This window comes from Megamonas funiformis, assembly GCF_010669225.1.
GTDB classification, from domain to species: Bacteria; Bacillota; Negativicutes; order Selenomonadales; family Selenomonadaceae; genus Megamonas; species Megamonas funiformis.
This window is the reverse complement of the sequence record NZ_CP048627.1, coordinates 2,020,419-2,038,560: the sequence shown is the minus strand read 5'-3', so window position 1 is coordinate 2,038,560 and position 18,142 is coordinate 2,020,419. Positions and strand designations below refer to the sequence as shown.

General features: G+C 33.0%; 17 protein-coding genes and 1 other RNA gene. 17 read left to right on the top strand and 1 reads right to left on the bottom strand.

Going from position 1 to position 18,142, the window contains the following annotated elements; translation table 11 throughout:
• The first annotated feature begins 80 nt into the window (after positions 1-80).
• The 4 genes from GXM21_RS10270 to GXM21_RS10255 all read left to right on the top strand — a co-directional run bounded on the left by GXM21_RS10270 (position 81) and on the right by GXM21_RS10255 (position 4,815).
• Positions 81-647, top strand: a complete 567-nt coding sequence (locus GXM21_RS10270) for a DUF3221 domain-containing protein (RefSeq protein ID WP_008539829.1) — start codon at positions 81-83, stop codon at positions 645-647.
• A 340-nt stretch (positions 648-987) separates the two neighbouring features.
• Entirely contained in the window at positions 988-2,847 is a 1,860-nt protein-coding gene (locus tag GXM21_RS10265) for an LTA synthase family protein (RefSeq protein WP_244263890.1), read from the top strand.
• Between the two features lie 54 nt (positions 2,848-2,901).
• Positions 2,902-4,008, top strand: a complete 1,107-nt coding sequence (gene ychF, locus GXM21_RS10260) for a redox-regulated ATPase YchF (protein ID WP_008539831.1) — start codon at positions 2,902-2,904, stop codon at positions 4,006-4,008.
• Between the two features lie 102 nt (positions 4,009-4,110).
• Positions 4,111-4,815, top strand: coding sequence for an SIMPL domain-containing protein (locus tag GXM21_RS10255; protein ID WP_008539836.1), 705 nt, complete (start codon positions 4,111-4,113; stop codon positions 4,813-4,815).
• A gap of 57 nt (positions 4,816-4,872) precedes the next feature.
• On the opposite strand, the gene GXM21_RS10250 is transcribed toward GXM21_RS10255, so the two are convergent.
• Positions 4,873-5,247, bottom strand: a complete 375-nt coding sequence (locus GXM21_RS10250) for a methylglyoxal synthase (RefSeq protein ID WP_008539837.1) — start codon at positions 5,245-5,247, stop codon at positions 4,873-4,875.
• Between the two features lie 322 nt (positions 5,248-5,569).
• Between GXM21_RS10250 and GXM21_RS10245 the strand changes: the two genes are divergently transcribed.
• From GXM21_RS10245 to feoB, 13 genes are all read left to right on the top strand, one after another.
• The gene (locus GXM21_RS10245; protein WP_008539838.1) at positions 5,570-6,202 is read left to right on the top strand and encodes a precorrin-2 dehydrogenase/sirohydrochlorin ferrochelatase family protein; all 633 of its coding nucleotides are present in this window, start codon (positions 5,570-5,572) and stop codon (positions 6,200-6,202) included.
• Positions 6,177-7,454: a glutamyl-tRNA reductase gene (gene hemA / locus GXM21_RS10240; protein ID WP_008539839.1), complete on the top strand. Its 1,278-nt coding sequence runs from the start codon at positions 6,177-6,179 to the stop codon at positions 7,452-7,454. The genes GXM21_RS10245 and hemA overlap by 26 nt, the downstream gene beginning before the upstream one ends.
• Entirely contained in the window at positions 7,454-8,407 is a 954-nt protein-coding gene (gene hemC, locus GXM21_RS10235) for a hydroxymethylbilane synthase (protein WP_026296979.1), read from the top strand. The genes hemA and hemC overlap by 1 nt, the downstream gene beginning before the upstream one ends.
• 38 nt (positions 8,408-8,445) lie before the next feature.
• Positions 8,446-9,957, top strand: a complete 1,512-nt coding sequence (gene cobA, locus GXM21_RS10230; RefSeq protein ID WP_008539841.1) for a uroporphyrinogen-III C-methyltransferase — start codon at positions 8,446-8,448, stop codon at positions 9,955-9,957.
• A 6-nt stretch (positions 9,958-9,963) separates the two neighbouring features.
• The gene (gene hemB, locus GXM21_RS10225) at positions 9,964-10,938 is read left to right on the top strand and encodes a porphobilinogen synthase (RefSeq protein ID WP_008539842.1); all 975 of its coding nucleotides are present in this window, start codon (positions 9,964-9,966) and stop codon (positions 10,936-10,938) included.
• A gap of 506 nt (positions 10,939-11,444) precedes the next feature.
• An RNA gene (ffs, locus tag GXM21_RS10220) (signal recognition particle sRNA small type) lies at positions 11,445-11,544 on the top strand.
• Positions 11,545-11,603: 59 nt separating this feature from the next.
• The gene (gene dnaX / locus GXM21_RS10215; RefSeq protein ID WP_008539846.1) at positions 11,604-13,517 is read left to right on the top strand and encodes a DNA polymerase III subunit gamma/tau; all 1,914 of its coding nucleotides are present in this window, start codon (positions 11,604-11,606) and stop codon (positions 13,515-13,517) included.
• 71 nt (positions 13,518-13,588) lie between these two features.
• Positions 13,589-13,912, top strand: a complete 324-nt coding sequence (locus GXM21_RS10210; protein WP_008539847.1) for a YbaB/EbfC family nucleoid-associated protein — start codon at positions 13,589-13,591, stop codon at positions 13,910-13,912.
• On the top strand, positions 13,912-14,508 hold the full coding sequence (recR, locus tag GXM21_RS10205; RefSeq protein WP_008539848.1) for a recombination mediator RecR: 597 nt from the start codon (positions 13,912-13,914) through the stop codon (positions 14,506-14,508). The genes GXM21_RS10210 and recR overlap by 1 nt, the downstream gene beginning before the upstream one ends.
• A gap of 28 nt (positions 14,509-14,536) precedes the next feature.
• Positions 14,537-14,788: a pro-sigmaK processing inhibitor BofA family protein gene (locus tag GXM21_RS10200; protein ID WP_008539849.1), complete on the top strand. Its 252-nt coding sequence runs from the start codon at positions 14,537-14,539 to the stop codon at positions 14,786-14,788.
• A 137-nt stretch (positions 14,789-14,925) separates the two neighbouring features.
• Positions 14,926-15,675 carry a zinc ribbon domain-containing protein gene (locus GXM21_RS10195; protein ID WP_008539850.1) on the top strand — a complete coding sequence of 250 codons (750 nt, stop codon included), beginning with the start codon at positions 14,926-14,928 and terminating at the stop codon, positions 15,673-15,675.
• 120 nt (positions 15,676-15,795) lie between these two features.
• Entirely contained in the window at positions 15,796-16,026 is a 231-nt protein-coding gene (locus tag GXM21_RS10190) for a FeoA family protein (RefSeq protein WP_008539851.1), read from the top strand.
• On the top strand, positions 16,019-18,070 hold the full coding sequence (gene feoB, locus GXM21_RS10185; RefSeq protein ID WP_008539852.1) for a ferrous iron transport protein B: 2,052 nt from the start codon (positions 16,019-16,021) through the stop codon (positions 18,068-18,070). The genes GXM21_RS10190 and feoB overlap by 8 nt, the downstream gene beginning before the upstream one ends.
• Positions 18,071-18,142 lie beyond the last annotated feature (72 nt).

Below are 18,142 nucleotides of genomic sequence, written 5' to 3'. Positions count from 1 at the left end.
AATAGATTTCTTATTGAATATGTTCATTAAAGATGATAATATAAGGTTAATGAATATATTCAATGGAGGTTGAATTTACAATGAAGAAATTTAGAATTTTATTGATGATGGTGTTATGTTTAGCTTTTGCTTCTACAGCTGCATTTGCTGCTGCTGCAAACAAAGCAGTAGATAATGTGGTAAGTATGCATGGTCAGATTGTATCTATTAATGATGACATGATTACTATAAAAGATACAAATTCTGATAATACAGTGGCTTTAATCGTGCGTTGGGATACTGAAATTTTAAATGGTAAAAATGGTGAGGATGTAGACCTCAATCGTTTACATGTAGGCGATGAATTAACAGCATATTATAGCTCTATTTCCACTCGTAGCCTCCCACCACAAAGCAGAGCATATGCACTTGTAATGGGTGATGGTCAGCATGATGGTATCTATATGCATGTTAGCAAAGTGGATAAAGTAAAAAATGGCGTTAAATTTTTAAATACTAATGAAGATATGTTCGTTACAATTCCTGAAAATGTAGAAGATGATGCTAAAGAATTAAAACAAGGTGATAAAGTTTTAGTATGGTATGATTTTGTAGCAATGAGCATGCCTGGACAAGCTACAGCTACAAAAGCAGTTATCTTAGACTAATTATTGTAAAAAGATAGCTCAGATTTTATCATTTTTATAAATTAGGGCTTCCTATGGTTTATTTAATGAATAAATGGCTATAGGAAGTCTTTTTGCTTATTTTATAAATTTTGTAAGGTTTTAGTTAATAGTGTATTTATAAGTGAAAAATTTTTTTGTATAATAAAGCAGTATAGTAAGTTTCTTGTAAATTTTAGTGATTTTGGTAAAGCGAGAAAGAAGGATTATATTGCTAAATAAAATTTTGTTAGGTTTAAATAAAAATTTAACAAAAATAATAAAAACCTTTATCTTTTTTTGGTTATTATTATGTGTCTATCGTTTGATTTTTATTTGGGGGATGAGTGAATATCTCAGTGCAGGTAGTGGACATAATTTAATTCTTACAGCAATTTATAGTGGGGCAAAATTAAGTTTGCAAACAGCAGGCGGACTTACATTATGTATGCTCATTGGTTTTATCGCTGAAACTATATGGCATAGATTAAAATATTTTCGCTATATTTGTTCATTTGTGATTTTGTTTATAACCACATTATTATTTGTAGCTAGATTTCCTTTTTATCAACAATTCCATAGCGGTTTCAATCAAATGTTATTTACAGCAATGCATGAAGATTTATATGCATTATTTATTTCTTTGGTGGAAGAATTTCAGTTGCCATTGAAATTGCTATTAATAATTGCTTTAGTTGCTATCTTGAATTATGCTTTTAATAAATTTTTAGTTTATAGTTTTAAAGTTAAAAGATGGCAAATATTACCAGAGAAAATAAAAACGGTTTCCTTGCTCATGTGCATATATGTCTTAGGTACATTATCTTTATATGGCGGTGGCTGGAGCTGGAAATCTGGTGTGAATTGGGAAAATGCAGGAATTACAAATGATACATTTTTAAATGAGTCTATTTTAGATGATTATCAAGCTATTTATCGAGCATATGCAAATCAAATGCGTATGGAAGCTTGTAATGGACTTAGTTTTTCAGCGCAAAATGTGAGAGATTTAGCAAAATCTTTAACAAATAAAGATGGCGGAAATGATTTAAGTATATATCTAGCTAAAGAAGCAACAGGGGCTAAGATAGAAAAACCAAAACATATTTTTGTGATTGTATCAGAAAGCTATGCGAACTGGCCATTATTAGATAAATATAGCAATTTGCATATTGCTGATAATATGAAAAAAATAATCGCTGAAGATGATACGATTTATACTTCGCATATGTTGCCTAGTGGCTCAAGTACAGTAGGTGCTTTAATGACTATGGTTACAGGCATGGCAAATTCTAATTTATATTTGACAACTATGCCAGAAGCATTAGCAAATCCTTATATCACGGCAACAGCACCACAGATGAAAAATTTAGGCTATGAAACAAGTTTTTGGTATGCTGGTCCTGCTACATGGGAAAATATTCAAGAATTTACATTAGCACAAGGCTTTGATAATTTTTATAGTAGAGGCAATATTGACCCTAATGCTACAGGTAGCGTATGGGGCGCTGATGATGAATATTTATATGATGCTATTTTTAAACAGATTGATGATAATAAAATGACTTTTTCAGTGATTTTAAATACATCAAATCATTCACCATTTAATATTGACTTAGAAAAAGAAGGTTTTGATGTTAGTAAAGTGATTGAAGGTTTGCCTGATAAAGAAAAAAATAATCAAGAATTAATCAAAGAGCTTGGTCATTTTTGGTATGCAGATAAGATGGCAAGTGATTTCATCAATAAAGTCAAAGCAAAATATCCAGATAGTTTATTTATTTTTGTGGGCGACCATGCTGATAGATATAATATCGATAAAGTACCTACAATGTATGAACGCTATAGCGTGCCACTTATCATCACAGGAAAAGGCATACAAAAAGATTTATTGCCAGAAGATATGGCAGGAAGTCAAATAGATATTATGCCAACAGTGATAGATTTAATAGCTCCAGAAGGTTTTACTTATTATAGTGTGGGGAAATCTTTGAGTGAAAATAAATTAGGTCAAAGTTATGCTTTTTGGATAACTGCTGATGCTATCGGCAATACTGATGATTTAGTAGAAAAACCACAATATTTTAATCGTGAAGCCTTGCCAGATAGAACTGTTTTAGAAAATTATATCAATGGTGTAAGAGCTATTTCTTGGTGGCTTGGCAAATATGGTACAATTATAGATGAAGCCTTGTTGCAGTAAAATAAGAATAAGGTATAATTATATAGAAAAATAAAAAAGATAGGGTGAATAATTTTGAGTAATTTAGAAGTTGGTATTGTAGGATTGCCAAATGTGGGTAAATCTACTTTATTTAATGCTATTACAAAAGCAGGTGCAGAAGCAGCAAACTATCCATTTTGCACAATTGAACCAAATGTAGGTGTTGTAGATGTTCCTGATGAAAGATTAAAAGTTCTTCATGAAATGTACAATTCTAAAAAAACTACTCCTGCAAGCGTAAGCTTTGTTGATATTGCAGGTTTAGTAAAAGGCGCTTCTCGTGGTGAAGGTTTAGGAAATAAATTCTTATCCCATATTCGTCAAGTAGATGCAGTAGCTCATGTTGTACGTTGTTTTGCTAGTGGTGATATTACTCATGTTGAAGGTAGTGTAGACCCAATTCGTGATATTGAAATCATCAACACTGAACTTTGTTTAGCAGACCTTGATTCTGTAGAAAAACGTTTAGATAGAGTTTCTCGTACAGCTAAAAGCGGTAATAAAGAAGCTCGTGCTGAAGAAGCTGTTTTGGAAAAAGTAAAAAAAGTAGTAGAAGAAGCTATTCCAGCACGTCAGGCAAAACTCAGTGAAGATGAATTAGAACTCATCAAAGATTTGAATTTATTGACTTTAAAACCTACATTATATGTAGCAAATGTAAGTGAAGATGAAGCAGCTACTGCTGAAAATGATAATGAATATGTAGCAAAAGTAAAAGAATATGCTCAAAAAGAAAATGCAGGTGTTGTAGTAATTTCCGCTAAAGTAGAATCTGAAATTGCAGAACTCGATGAAGAAGAAGCAAATGAATTTTTATCTGATTTAGGACTTGATGAATCTGGTCTTAATAAATTAATCAAAGCAGCTTTTAAATTATTAGGTCTTATGACTTTCTTGACAGCTGGTGAAGATGAATGTCGTGCATGGACTATTAAAGTGGGTACAAAAGCTCCACAGGCTGCCGGTAAAATTCACTCTGATATAGAGCGTGGCTTCATTCGTGCAGAAATCGTATCTTATGATGATTTAGTAGCTTCTGGAAGTGTAGCAGCAGCTCGTGAAAAAGGTCAAGTTCGTGTAGAAGGTAAAGATTATATCATGCAAGATGGCGATGTTACACATTTCCGTTTCAATGTTTAATGCATAAATAAATATAGGGAAAATTCTTCCCTATATTTTATCTGGAAAATTTTAATAAAATTTTAATAATTTAATTAATTTAAAGCAAAAGGAGTGTTATTTATGCGTAAATTTAGTTTGGTCGGCTTAGTGATGGCTCTATGTATTTTATTTTCTTGTAGTCTAGTACAAGCACAGGATTTAAGAACAATTTCTGTAGATGGAAGTTCTACGATAAAAGTTGCTCCAGATAAAGCAACTATAAGTATTAGCATTGAAAATACTGCAAAAGATGCAAAATTGGCTTCAGCACAAAATGCTCAAATCATGCAAAATATTCAAAGTGCTATATTGGGATTAGCTATAACTAAAGATAAAATGCAGACAACAAATTATAATTTATATCCTGTATATAACACTAAAGATAATAGTAGAGAAATCATTGGCTACAGTGTATCAAATGAAATTACTGTTACTATAGATAATATCGATATGGTAGGAACTGTGATTGATACAGCAATTAATGCAGGTGCTAGTAATGTAAATTCTATAGAATTTGGTTTAAAAGACAGCCAAGTTTATAAAGATAAAGTATTACAGCAAGCTATCGCAGATGCTAAACGTAAAGCACAAGTAGTTGCTAATAGCTTAGAAAAATCTATAGTAAATGTAGTCAGTGTAAATACTGGAAGCACATATATTGAAGCTAAAAATTTCAATAATGCTATGTATATGAGAGCAGCTGATGCAACAGGAGCAACTTCACCTATTCAAAGTGGTGATATCAGTGTTAGAGCAAATGTATCAGTTGTATTTGAAATGAATTAATTAGATAAAAAAAAGACTTTAGTTCTATTTAGAGCTAAAGCCTTTTTTTGCGTAATATTATAATTTTTCACCAGCATATTTGATTAAAATATGACCACTTCTGCGATTTGTAGCAAGTGGAATATTGTGAACGTCGCAAATGCGAAGAAGTGCGTTGATATCAGGTTCGTGAGGCTGAGCGTTTAATGGGTCGCGCATGAAAATTACATAATCTACTTTTTCAGTTGCTACCATAGCACCGATTTGTTGGTCGCCACCTAAAGGACCAGACATCATAGTTTCAACATTTAAATTATATTTTTCGTTGATTAATGTACCAGTTGTGCGAGTTGCTACAAGATGAAATTGTTTTAAGACATCAAGATGATTGCCAACAAATTCAAGCATTTCTTCTTTTTTCTGGTCATGGGCAATTAATGCGATAGTTTTCATAAATTTAACACCTACTTAATAATATAATTCCTTTTCATTTGTTATGGAACAAAGAAAAGGAATATAGGAGAAATAATAAAACATAAAAGGATTTCCATATATTAATCTTCTTTGTATCGACATAAACATCTAAAGGATATTATAAGTATAAACTATTTGACTTTTTTGGTAAAGAAAAATTCAGGTAAAATAATTCCAAGATAAGGTATTAATAAATTTGATAGCTTGTTATATAATATTACTTTAAAGTGTTGATAGAGCATATTTATTGCGGTATAATTATAAAAAATGAATTATATTCATATTTTGAAGAGGTGTGGGTGTGTATCCTATTAATTTAATTTTGGATAATAAGCCTTGTGTAGTCTTAGGTGGCGGACATGTAGCACTGAGAAAAGTAAAAGGTTTATTAGAGGCAAAGGCAAAAGTTACAGTTATCTCTCCTCAAATAGTGGAAGGTTTGGCTAAACTAGTGGAAACAAAAGCTATAATTTGGCAAAAAAAATGCTATGAACAAGGAGATTTAACTGATTTTATTTTGGCTATTTGCGCTATAGGCAATGAAGAAGTAAATGCACAAGTTCGAAAAGAAGCAAATCAAAAAAAAGTGATATTAAATGTAGTTGATAGATTAGAATTTTGTGATTTTGCTTTGCCTGCAAAAATTAGAAGAGGTGATTTATTAGTAACTTTTTCAACTAATGGAAAATCACCAGCATTATCTAGATATTTGCGTTGTAAAATGGAACGAGAATTTGACGAAACATATGCAAATTGGTTAGATAAATTAGTGCAATTAAGAAAAGAAGCTATTGAAAAATTGCCAACAAGTGATGACCGTGAAATCTTTTGGCGTAGTGCGTTAAGTGATGATGTGATGGAACTTGTAAGGGCTAAAAAATATGATGAAGCGGAGGCGAGCATAAGAGATGCAATTAGTGGTTTTAGGGCTTAATCATAAAACTGTATCTGTAGAAGTACGTGAAAGATTTGCCATTTCTGTTGACAATATTAATAAAGGATTACGTCATTTAGATAATTATAATGGAATTAGTGAAGTTGTAATTTTATCTACTTGTAATCGCACAGAAATCTATGCTGTTGTAGATGATGCAAACGAAAATATGCAAGATGTAAAAGAGTTTTTCTTCACGCTTGCAGGAAGTGATGATGCAAAAGATGAGTATTTTTATTATCATGTAGATAAAGATTGTATACGTCATTTATTTGCAGTAGCTTCTAGCTTGGATTCACTTATCATTGGTGAAGGTCAGATTTTAAGTCAGGTTAAAAAAGCTTATTCAATGGCAAGAGAAGCTCAAGCGACAAGTACAATTTTAAATACTTTATTTCACCGTGCGATTACTACAGGAAAAAGAGTGCGTACAGAAACTAGAATTGCTTATAATGCAGTATCTGTTAGTTATGCCGCTGTACAATTAGCTTTAAAGATTTTCGGCAATCTAGAACATAGCAATACGCTTATCTATGGTGCAGGTCAAATGGCAGAACTCACTGCTCGTAATTTAATGGGCAAGGGCGCTAAGAAAATTTATGTAGCTAATAGACATTTTGATAAAGCACAGGAATTAGCTAGTCAATTTGGCGGTGAAGCAGTAGGTTTCCGTGATGCTTTGCGCAAAGCAAATGATGTAGATATTGTAGTAACTTCCACAGGAGCACCTCATTATGTAGTAAAACCTTGGGAAACACAATTATTCATGTCTAAGCGTAAAGGTAGACCGCTTGTCATTATTGATATAGCAGTGCCTCGTGATGTTGATCCAGATGTAGCAGAGATAAAAGGCGTAGAATTATATAATATTGATGATTTAGAAGCTGTAGTTGAAGATAATATCAAAGAACGTGAATATGAAGCATATCAAGCTCAAAAAATTATTGATGAAGAAGTAAATTCAATTTTAGAGCGTTTTCAATATTTATCTTGTCAGCCAGTAATGGCTCGTTTATCAACAAAAGCTGAGCGCATTCGTCGTCGCGAAGTGAAACGAGCAATGACAAAACTTGGCGATTTAACTGAAAGTCAGGTTAGAGAAATTGAACATATGTCACATATGATTGTTCGTAAATTATTGCGTGAGCCAATGATTAAGTTAAACAGTTTTGCAGGAACACAACAAGAAGATTATTATGTGAATGCTGTAACTAAGTTATTTAAAATAGATGTATTAAAAGAGAGGGAATAATAGTGCGTAAAAAGATTGTTATTGGTACACGTAGCAGTAAATTAGCATTATGGCAGGCAGAATATGTGGCAGATCGCCTACGTAAACAATATGAAGGTTTGGAAGTTGAGTTGATGCATATTGTTACTAAAGGCGATAAAATTCTTGATGTGCCACTTGCTAAAATCGGTGGCAAAGGATTATTTACAAAAGAACTTGAAGTAGCAATGTTAGAAAAACGTGTAGATTTAGCAGTACATAGTTTAAAAGATATGCCTACTGTATTACCAACAGGATTATCTTTGACCACTATAACTAAGCGTTTAGATTGTGGAGATGCACTAGTTAGTCCAAAATATAAAACTTTAGAAAATTTACCACAAGGGGCTAAGGTAGGAACTTCTAGTCTTCGTCGCAAGGCTCAATTATTAAAAGCACGACCAGATTTAGATATTCATAGTCTTCGTGGAAATGTAAACACAAGACTTCGTAAATTAGAAGAAGAAAATTTTGATGCTATTGTTTTAGCAGTAGCAGGGCTTAAAAGATTAGGCTTTGGTGATAAAATAACACAGATTATTCCTCGTGAAATTTGTCTTCCAGCTGTAGGTCAAGGTGCTTTGGCTATAGAAACTAGAGAAGATGATGAAGAAATAAAACAAATGCTTGAATTTTTGCATGATGATAAAACAGCAGATGCGACAAAAGCAGAACGTAGCTTTTTGGCTCGTGTAGAAGGCGGTTGCCAAGTGCCTGTTGGTGTCTATGCTCAAGTTGAAGATGATGATAATTTGTCTGTAGAAGCTGTAATTGGTTCTATTGATGGCAAATGTATAATCCGTGATAAAATCATAGGTTCAAGAGCTAATGCCAAAACTTTGGGAAAAGATTTAGCTGAAAAACTTTTGGCAAATGGCGGATTAAAAATCATGCAAAGTCTAGGTTTATGTTGCCCTGATGAAAATGCCCAATAAGTAATTGGGATTATAATATCTTTTGGAGGTTCTTATCAATGAATGGAATGGTTTATTTAGTAGGTGCAGGTCCTGGAGATTATCGCCTAATTACTTTAAAGGGAAAAGAATGTTTAGAAAAAGCAGATGTAGTTATTTGTGATTATTTAGCAGATAAACGTTTGATGGCTTTTGCTAAAGATGATGTAGAATATATCTATGTAGGTAAAAAAGCTGGCAATCACGCAATGCGTCAAGAAGATATCAGCCAACTTATCGCTGATAAAGCGAAAGAAGGAAAATGCGTGGTACGCTTAAAAGGTGGCGACCCATTTGTATTTGGTCGTGGCGGTGAAGAAGCAGAAGTTTTAAAGAAAAATAATGTAGCTTTTGAAATTGTACCAGGTATCAGCTCTGCTATTGCAGCACCTGCTTATGCGGGTATCCCTGTAACTAATCGCAAAGTTGCAGTATCTTTTGCCGTAATCACAGGTCATGAAGACCCAACAAAAGGAAAATCCGATATAAATTGGGAAAAATTAGCTACAGCTGTAGATACTTTAGTATTTTTGATGGGTGTAGGTAATTTACCACATATCACAAGTCAATTGATAAAATATGGAAGAAGTGCAGATACGCCAGCAGCTTTAGTGCGTTGGGGTACAAAAGCAGAACAAGAAGTATTAGTAACTACAGTAGGTAATGCTGTGGAAGATGTAAAAAAACATAATTTAAAACCACCAGCAGTTTTTGTAGTTGGTAATGTAGTAAATTTACGTCAGACAATTCAATGGTTTGACAATAAACCATTATTTGGCAAAAATATCTTAGTTACAAGAGCGCGCGAACAAGCTTCTAAATTGACAACAGCATTAGAAGATTTAGGGGCAAATTGTATAGAAGCTCCAGCTATAAAAATCACAACTCCTGATGATGATTTTGCAAGTTTAGATAAAGCTATCGCTAAAATCGGTGAATATGAATGGATTATTTTCACTAGTACAAATGGTGTAGATAGATTTTTCGCTCGCTTAAATGAAAAAGGATTAGATGTACGTAGCTTAAGAGATGCTAAAATTGCAGCTATCGGTACAGCTACTGCAAATAAATTAAAAAATTATGGTATCATTGCAGATAAAGTACCAACAATGTTTATGGCAGAAGGTATTTTAAATGTTTTAAAAGATGATATTAAAGAAGGTACAAAAGTCTTAATACCCAGAGCACAAAAAGCTCGTGAAGCTTTACCAATAGGACTTCGTCAATTAGGTGCTGTTGTAGATGTAGCAGAAACATATACTACAAAAATGGCAGATACAAATAAAGAAGAGATAAAGGCTTTATTAAAAGAACATAAAGTAGATATGGTAACTTTTACAAGTTCTTCTACTGTAGAAAATCTTTTAAAATTAATTGATGAAGATAAATCTTTATTAGATAATGTGGCTAAAGCAAGCATTGGACCTATCACAGCCAATACTTGTGAAAAACATGGGCTCACTGTTGATGTAGAAGCCGATGTATATACTATAGATGGTTTAGTAGCAAAAATAAAAAATTTTGGATGGTGACTATTGATGAAACTCAATACTTTAAGACCACGCCGTTTGCGTTTAAATAGCGCTGTTCGCGACATGGTTCGTGAAAATTCTTTATCTGTAAAGGATTTAATTTATCCTATCTTTGTGGTTGCTGGTGAAAATGTAAAAGAAGAAATTCCTAGTATGCCAGATGTATATCATCTTTCTGTAGATAATGCAGTAAAAGTGGCAAAAGAAGTTTATGAACTTGGAATTCCAGCGATTGAAGTTTTTGGTCTTCCTGAATATAAAGATGAAATAGGTTCTAGTGCATGGGATTTAAATAGCCCTGTACAACGTGCTATGCGTGCAATTAAAGAAGCTGTGCCAAACCTTGTAATTGTTGGTGATGTATGCCTTTGCCAATATACAACACATGGTCATTGCGGTCAGCTTTGTGGTCATGAAGTAGATAATGATGCTACTTTAAAATTGTTAGCAAAAGTTGCTGTAAGCCAAGCTCAAAGCGGTGCGGATATCATTGCCCCATCTGATATGATGGACGGCAGAATTGCTGTAATTCGTGAAGCTTTAGATGAAGCTGGATTTAAAAATGTATCTATCATGTCTTATGCAGTAAAATATGCTTCTGGATATTATGGACCATTTAGAGATGCAGCTGATTCTGCTCCTCAATTTGGTGATAGAAGAGCTTATCAGATGGATCCTGCTAATAGTCGTGAAGCTATGAAAGAAGTAGAACTTGATATGGAAGAAGGAGCAGATTTCATCATGGTAAAACCTGCTTTATGTTATCTTGATATCGTTCGTCAAGTTCGCGATAAAATTGATCGTCCTATAGCTGTATATAATGTAAGTGGTGAATATTCCATGGTAAAAGCAGCAGCTCAAAATGGCTGGATTGATGAAAAACGCATCGTTATGGAAACACTTCTCAGCATGAAACGTGCAGGTGCAGATATCATCATCACATATCACGCTATTGATGTAGCAAAATGGTTAAAAGGCTAAAAACTTGTTCATTTCTTTGATGACAAAGAAACGAACCAAAGAAAACCATCGCAGATAAAATTTGAACTTTGAACATAATTATCACTTCATACAACGCTTAGAAACTCGCTTCGCTCAAACATTCAGACTAAAATCGTATTCAGTGATAATTATGTTCAATAACCTAAAGGTTACCATTCAAATTTTATAATGCGGAAAAAATAGTACGGTATTATTAATAAATACCAAATTTTCCCGCGTTAGCAGACTTTTACGGTAGCTGAAAGCTATTGGCAAAGATAAAATTAGGGCTACGGTTTTTAGCTCTACTGTTTGAGCAAAGCGAGTTTAGAGCGTTGTAGACATAATTTTATCTTTGACAAAGTAAAATCAATATCGCGGGTGGTTTTTCTTTTTGGTTCATTTTTCTTTTGACTAAAAGAAAAACGAATGAGCGAACACTTGTAATAATTCTTTTTTTATGCTAAAATATCATTCATGAGCAGTTTCTCATGTAAGACTGCGGTATTCGGGTCTCGCGCAATGGAGACTCATGAACCCCGCCAGGTCCGGAAGGGAGCAACGGTAAGTGATCATCTTCATGTGCCGTGAGGGCGCCTGAATACCGTGTTCTTACCTGAGAAGCTGTTTTTTTTATATCCAAAAATAGGAGGGGAGCATTTATTATGGCTTATATGGCACTTTACCGAAAGTGGAGACCACAAGATTTTTCGGATCTTATAGGCCAAGAACATATCAGTGAAACTTTATCTAATGCTATAAGCACCGGTAAAGTAGCTCATGCATATTTATTTTCTGGACCACGTGGTACAGGGAAGACAAGTACAGCTAAGATTTTAGCGAAGGCTTTAAATTGTGAGCATGGACCGACACCAACACCTTGTAATCAATGTGTATGTTGTCAAAAAATAAATGATGGTTCATTCATGGACGTTTTTGAAATAGATGCGGCTTCCAATCGTGGTATTGATGAAATTCGTGATTTACGTGAAACAGTGAAATTTGCTCCTGTAGATGGTAAATATAAAGTATATATCATCGATGAAGTTCATATGTTGACGACAGAAGCTTTTAATGCTTTGCTAAAAACATTAGAAGAACCACCATCTCATGTTGTATTTATTTTGGCAACAACAGAAGTGCATAAGGTGCCAATAACAATACAATCACGTTGTCAAAGATATGATTTTAAACGCATAACAAAAGATGATATCTTAAAACGACTTGTGATGATTACTGATGAGATGGGGCTAAATGCAGATAAAGATGCATTGTCTATTATTGCCATTCAGGCAGATGGCGGTATGCGTGATGCACTCAGTTTATTAGACCAATGTCTTGCTTTTACCAAAGATGAACTTACTGTTACACAAGTGAGAAAAGTATTAGGGCTTGTAGGTCATGATTGGGTATGGCAGATAACAGATGCTCTAGCTAAAAAAGATAGTCAAACGATTTTAACTATCCTTGATGAAATAATAGCTCAAGGTAAAGAAATAAAACAATTATTGAACGAATTAGTATTGCATTTTCGTTCGATTATGCTCTATAAAGCTTCAAATAAATTATTAAATTTAAATATGTATTTTGAAGATGAAGAGGTATTATCTCGCCAAGCTAAAGAATTTACGCATGAGCAGATAATGCAAATTATTCAAAAAATACATGAGGCTATTAACGAAATAAAATGGGCAAGTCAACCTAGAATAACGGCAGAAGTTTTATTTTTAAAATTATGTTGGCAAGGCGAAGCTGAAAATAATAATTCAGAGAAAATAATGCCGATGATGAATAATATACCTGCAGTAAATAACAAGGGAGCTTCAGAGGCAAAAATAATGGCGCTAGAACAGACTGTTTCTCGTTTAGATAGAATAGTCAAAGCACTTAGTAGTCAGTTGGCTAATATGCAAGAGCAGTATAAATCAGCTCCAATGACAAATGCGCCAATGATGAATACTTCTGTAGAGCCAAGACAAAATACAGTAAAAAGAGCTTCAAAAATAGTTGAAAATGAGCCAGTGCATACTAATATAATGCCAATGGAAAATGCTGATGCTACAGCTATTTGGCAAAATGTGTTGGCAGGGCTTAATGCTCGTCGCAAAAAAGTTGTAGTGGCTTGTGTAAATAGAGCGCTACCTTATCGTATAGCAGATAATCAATTTTTTATCCATTTTGATAGCCCATTTTTACAAGCTCGTACAGAAAAAGATGATTATCGTTTATTGATAGAAGAAGTATTAGAAAATGTAACAGGTCATAATTTGCGTTTAGTCTGTACTTGTGGAGATTTGAAAATAACGCAAATGCCACAGGTTAATACTACTTTAAATAATAATGTTGATAAAATACAGGAAATAAAAGCGCCAAAAGTAATAATTCCTATGATTGAAGATGAGGATGTATTGCCACAAGGTGATTATCAAGCAGACATTCCTATGCCTACAGATGAAGATTATGTAGATATAGCGCCAACAGATGTAGATTATGATAATATGACACCAGAAGGTAAACATACATTACAGACGGCGATTGAGATTTTTGGTGGAAAAATAATTCCTGAAGATAATAAATAATAGATAATTGACGATTTTATTTTATTTTGATACTCTAAATAGAGAAAAATATTTTATATGGAGGTATTTTGATGTTTAATCAAGGTAATATGGCTGGCATGATGAAAAAAGTTCAGAAAATGCAAGCTGATATGAAAAAAATGCAAGATGAACTTAAAAAGAAAACTGTTGAAGTAAGTGTTGGTGGCGGTGTTGTTAAAGTCGTTATGAACGGTGAAAAACAGATGCAGTCCCTTGTTATTGATAAAGCTGCAGTAGATCCAGAAGATGTAGAAATGTTACAAGACCTTATTTTATCTGCTGTAAATCAGGCTATGGTAAAAGTAGATGAAATGATGGCTAGTGAAATGAGCAAATTAACTAGTGGTTTAAATCTTCCTGCTGGATTATTCTAATGAGATATATTGAGCCTATGGCTAAGCTAATTGAACATTTTCGTGCTTTACCAGGAATTGGTTCAAAGACAGCTGTACGCTTAGCATATCATATTTTAGACATGGAGCCTGCCCAAGCAAAAGCCTTGGCGCAGGCTATTATTGAAGCTAAAGAAAAAATTGGCTTTTGCAGTTGTTGTTTTAATCTCAGTGATACAGACCCTTGTGCTATTTGCACTTCTCCAAATAGAGATCATTCTATTATTTGTGTAGTAGAACAGCCTAAAGATATAGTGGCTATGGAACGTATGCGAGATTATAAAGGCGTTTATCATGTATTGCATGGAGCTTTATCGCCAATTGAAGGAGTAGGGCCAGAGGATATTCATATCAAAGAATTATTAAATCGTCTATATGATGATAAAGTAAAAGAAGTTATCATGGCTACTAACCCTAATATCGAAGGCGAAGCAACAGCTATGTACATTGCCAAATTATTAAAACCACTAGGTGTAAAAGTAACAAGAATTGCTCATGGACTTCCTGTTGGTGGCGATTTAGAATATGCAGATGAGGTAACTTTAGCTAAAGCTATTGAAAATCGTCGAGAAATGTAAGTTCATTTAGAACAAAGGTTGTGATTTTATGGTTGAATCTACATTAGTTATTGCTTTTTTTGTGGGCTTATTGATTTTATGTGTATTCACTAAAATTTTTTCTATGCCACTAAAAATCTTATGGAATTGCATTTATAATAGCATAATAGGTGCTATCGTTTTATATATTATAAATTTCTTGGGATTTGTATACATTCCGATTAATTTTATAACGGCATTGATAGCAGGGATATTTGGAGTACCAGGAGTATTGGTATTAGCGATTTATTCTATGTTATAAGAGCTACAGTTTTGGCTGTAGCTTTTTTTGTAGGCAAGTTTATAAATAATTAATTAGATAATTGATTGATTATGCTTTATATGTTAAAATAACTATTAATTAGACAAAAAATAACTATTAAAAAGAGAGTGTGTATAATGAATTTCAAAAAAATATTAGCAATTGTGATGGTGTGTGTTTTTGCTTTTAGTGGTATCGGCATGGCAAAAGCAAAATCTGGCGGTGGCGGGTTCAAAGCTCCAGCTAGTACAACAAAATCTTTAACACCTTCTACAAAATCAACAACAACAACAACACCAAAAACTGATGCACCAAAGACAAATGCTACAGAAGCACCTAAGTCTAATGCAACTACAAATAATACAACAAATAATGCGAGCACAAATACTGCAAATAAAACTAACACTACTACAAATACAGCAAACAATCAGCAATCTGGTAGCCGTTGGGGTAGTGCTTTAAGAAATATTGGTTTATTTGCTGGTGGTATGTTCTTAGGTAGCATGCTCAGCAATATGTTTGGTCTTGGCGGATTTATGGGTGATATTTTAGGCTTAATTGCCAATGTGGTACTTATCGGTATCGTAGTAATGATAATTATGGCTATTTATCGTAAACTTTTTGGCAAAAAAAATGAAACTAATGCTTATGCTAGCAGTAGATATGATGAAAATAATTTCCGTTGTCCTAATTGTGGATGGATGGCACCAGATAGAAATAATCCTCCAAAATTCTGCCCTGAATGTGGAAACCGTTTAAATGGTGCAAATCAAAGTGAATATCAACAATATAATCAATATACAAATGAACAAGATGCGGAATATACAGAGTCTAAAAGTGGTAAAATAATAGATATTACACCACCAAAAGATAAGGATAAATTTTAATTAAATAATGATTTTATCTATAAAAGCGACACTATTTAAAGGTGTCGTTTTTTATTTTTTAGATAAAATTTGCCTAGATGTGATAAAATGAAAAATATGTATATTTAGGAGGCAATAATTTTGAATGTATCACAAGCACAAAAAGGAAGAACTTATCTTGTAAAAAAAGTAAATTTAGAGGGAAATATTGAACGTCGTTTGGAGATGCTCGGCATGACTGACCAAGTAAAACTTATGGTTTTAAATAAAAAAAATCAAGGTGCTGTAATTATAAAGGTACGTGGCACTCGTTTTGCCATAGGTAAAGAAATAGCAGATGCTATAGAAATCGAGGAAATAGAAAATGAGTAAAGATGTTCATGTAGCTTTTATTGGCAATCCTAATTGTGGGAAAACTACTTTATTTAATGCTTATACTGGTGCTCATTTAAAAGTTGCTAATTGGCCCGGTGTAACTGTAGAAAAAAAAGAAGGAGCAATGCAATTTCACAATGAAAATTATAAATTAGTGGATTTACCAGGAATTTATAGTTTGACTTCATATACTATGGAAGAGCAAGTATCACGTCAATATATATTAGATGATGAAGTCGATATTGTTGTCGATGTGGCAGATGCTTCTTCTTTAGAGCGAAATTTATATTTAGCATTGCAACTTATTGAATTAGGTAAGCCAATGGTTCTAGCTTTAAATATGATGGATATTGTTGAAGAGCGAGGCATGGATATCGATTTTCATAGATTGCCAGAAATGCTAGGGATACCAGTAGTTCCTGTCAGTGCTAGAAAAAAACGTGGTCTGGAAATCTTAATGCATGCAGTTGCTCATCATCAGGGTGAAAAAATTAAAGATAAAATAGAACATCATCATGGTGAAGAAATTTTAAATCGCAAGCATAGACATAATCATCATAAAGATTGTGTAGTTGTTTATAGTGATGAGATTGAAGATAAGATAGATATTATTGAGGAAGCTCTCGTTGAAAAATATGGTCAATTACCTAATTTGCGTTGGCATGCAATCAAAGAATTAGTACAGGATAAAGAAATTATTGAAAAATATCCTTTAGATTTGCCTGATGTATTGGATAGAAGTTATGAAAAAGATATCATCAAGCAAAAATATGACTTTATCGAAGAAATAATACAAGAGGTATTAGTAAATAAAGATAAAGAAGCGCGCTCTACAGATAGAATAGATGCTGTGCTTACTGATAATGTTTGGGGTATTCCAATTTTCTTGGCTATTATGGCATTTATTTTCTTCTTAACTTTTACTATAGGTGATATTTTTAAAAATTATTTAGTAGAAGGAATAGATATTGTAAGCAATGATTTGATGGCAATATTGAATTCTATAGATGTCAGTCCAATTATATCGTCATTGTTAATTGATGGGGCTATAGCTGGTATTGGTGGTATATTAGCATTTTTACCGAATATATTTATTTTATTCTTAGCTTTAGCTGTGTTAGAAGATAGTGGATATATGTCGCGTGTGGCTTATGTCATGGACTCAGTAATGGGCAAAATCGGTTTATCTGGTAGAGCATTTATTCCTTTATTATTGGGATTTGGTTGTTCAGTGCCAGCAATTATGGCATCAAGAGCATTAGAAGACCCAAAAGATAGATTGCGTACTATTTTAGTAACGCCATTTATGTCATGTAGTGCTAGACTTCCAATATATATTTTATTTTCAGGAATGTTTTTCCCAGAATATGCGATGTTTGTAGCTTTTTCTATGTATGTAATCGGCATAGTTATGGCGATAATTATTGCTAAAATCTTTTATAAGGTGAGCGATAAGAGCGATAAAAAAGTATTGTTGATAGAACTTCCTGAATATAAATCACCAAATGTAATGTCTATATTCTTATATGCTTGGGAAAAAGTTAAATCATATTTAGCCAAAGCTGGTACAACGATTTTCGTAGCTTCAATAATTATCTGGTTTATCTTAAACTTTAATTTCTCCGGTATGGTAGATATCGGTGATAGCTTTGGAGCTCAAATCGGTCGATTGATAGCACCTATTTTAGTTCCTGCTGGACTTGGATTATGGCAGATTGCAGTGGCTTTGATATCTGGTATTGCAGCAAAAGAAGTTGTTGTAGCAAGTTTGAGTGTATTGTATGGTATTTTAAATATCAATTCAGCAGAAGGCATGAATAATTTAGTTGGTCAATTAGCACAAGTTGGTTTTCATGAATTAAATGCTTATGTTTTGATGGTATTTTGTTTATTATATACTCCATGTATAGCTAGTATTGTAACTATAAAAAAAGAAACTAATTCTACAAAATGGACTTGTTTTGCAATATTTTTCCAATTATTAATTGCATATTTAGTAGCCGTTATTATCTATCAAGTAGGTAGCAATATTTTATATTAATATTTAATTTTTGTTTGAACAGTGTTTATGAGAGTTTAATTATTTATAAAACTCTTGTAACACTGTTAATTT

Excerpts from the sequence above, each read along its gene's own strand:
- GXM21_RS10210 (WP_008539847.1), top strand. The coding sequence starts at position 13,589 with ATGTTTAATCAAGGTAATATGGCTGGCATGATGAAAAAAGTTCAGAAA.
- feoB (WP_008539852.1), top strand. The coding sequence starts at position 16,019 with ATGAGTAAAGATGTTCATGTAGCTTTTATTGGCAATCCTAATTGTGGG.
- GXM21_RS10195 (WP_008539850.1), top strand. The coding sequence starts at position 14,926 with ATGAATTTCAAAAAAATATTAGCAATTGTGATGGTGTGTGTTTTTGCT.
- dnaX (WP_008539846.1), top strand. The coding sequence starts at position 11,604 with ATGGCTTATATGGCACTTTACCGAAAGTGGAGACCACAAGATTTTTCG.
- hemB (WP_008539842.1), top strand. The coding sequence starts at position 9,964 with ATGAAACTCAATACTTTAAGACCACGCCGTTTGCGTTTAAATAGCGCT.
- hemA (WP_008539839.1), top strand. The coding sequence starts at position 6,177 with ATGCAATTAGTGGTTTTAGGGCTTAATCATAAAACTGTATCTGTAGAA.
- GXM21_RS10250 (WP_008539837.1), bottom strand. The coding sequence starts at position 5,247 with ATGAAAACTATCGCATTAATTGCCCATGACCAGAAAAAAGAAGAAATG.
- GXM21_RS10255 (WP_008539836.1), top strand. The coding sequence starts at position 4,111 with ATGCGTAAATTTAGTTTGGTCGGCTTAGTGATGGCTCTATGTATTTTA.
- GXM21_RS10200 (WP_008539849.1), top strand. The coding sequence starts at position 14,537 with ATGGTTGAATCTACATTAGTTATTGCTTTTTTTGTGGGCTTATTGATT.
- recR (WP_008539848.1), top strand. The coding sequence starts at position 13,912 with ATGAGATATATTGAGCCTATGGCTAAGCTAATTGAACATTTTCGTGCT.
- GXM21_RS10265 (WP_244263890.1), top strand. The coding sequence starts at position 988 with ATGAGTGAATATCTCAGTGCAGGTAGTGGACATAATTTAATTCTTACA.
- cobA (WP_008539841.1), top strand. The coding sequence starts at position 8,446 with ATGAATGGAATGGTTTATTTAGTAGGTGCAGGTCCTGGAGATTATCGC.
- GXM21_RS10270 (WP_008539829.1), top strand. The coding sequence starts at position 81 with ATGAAGAAATTTAGAATTTTATTGATGATGGTGTTATGTTTAGCTTTT.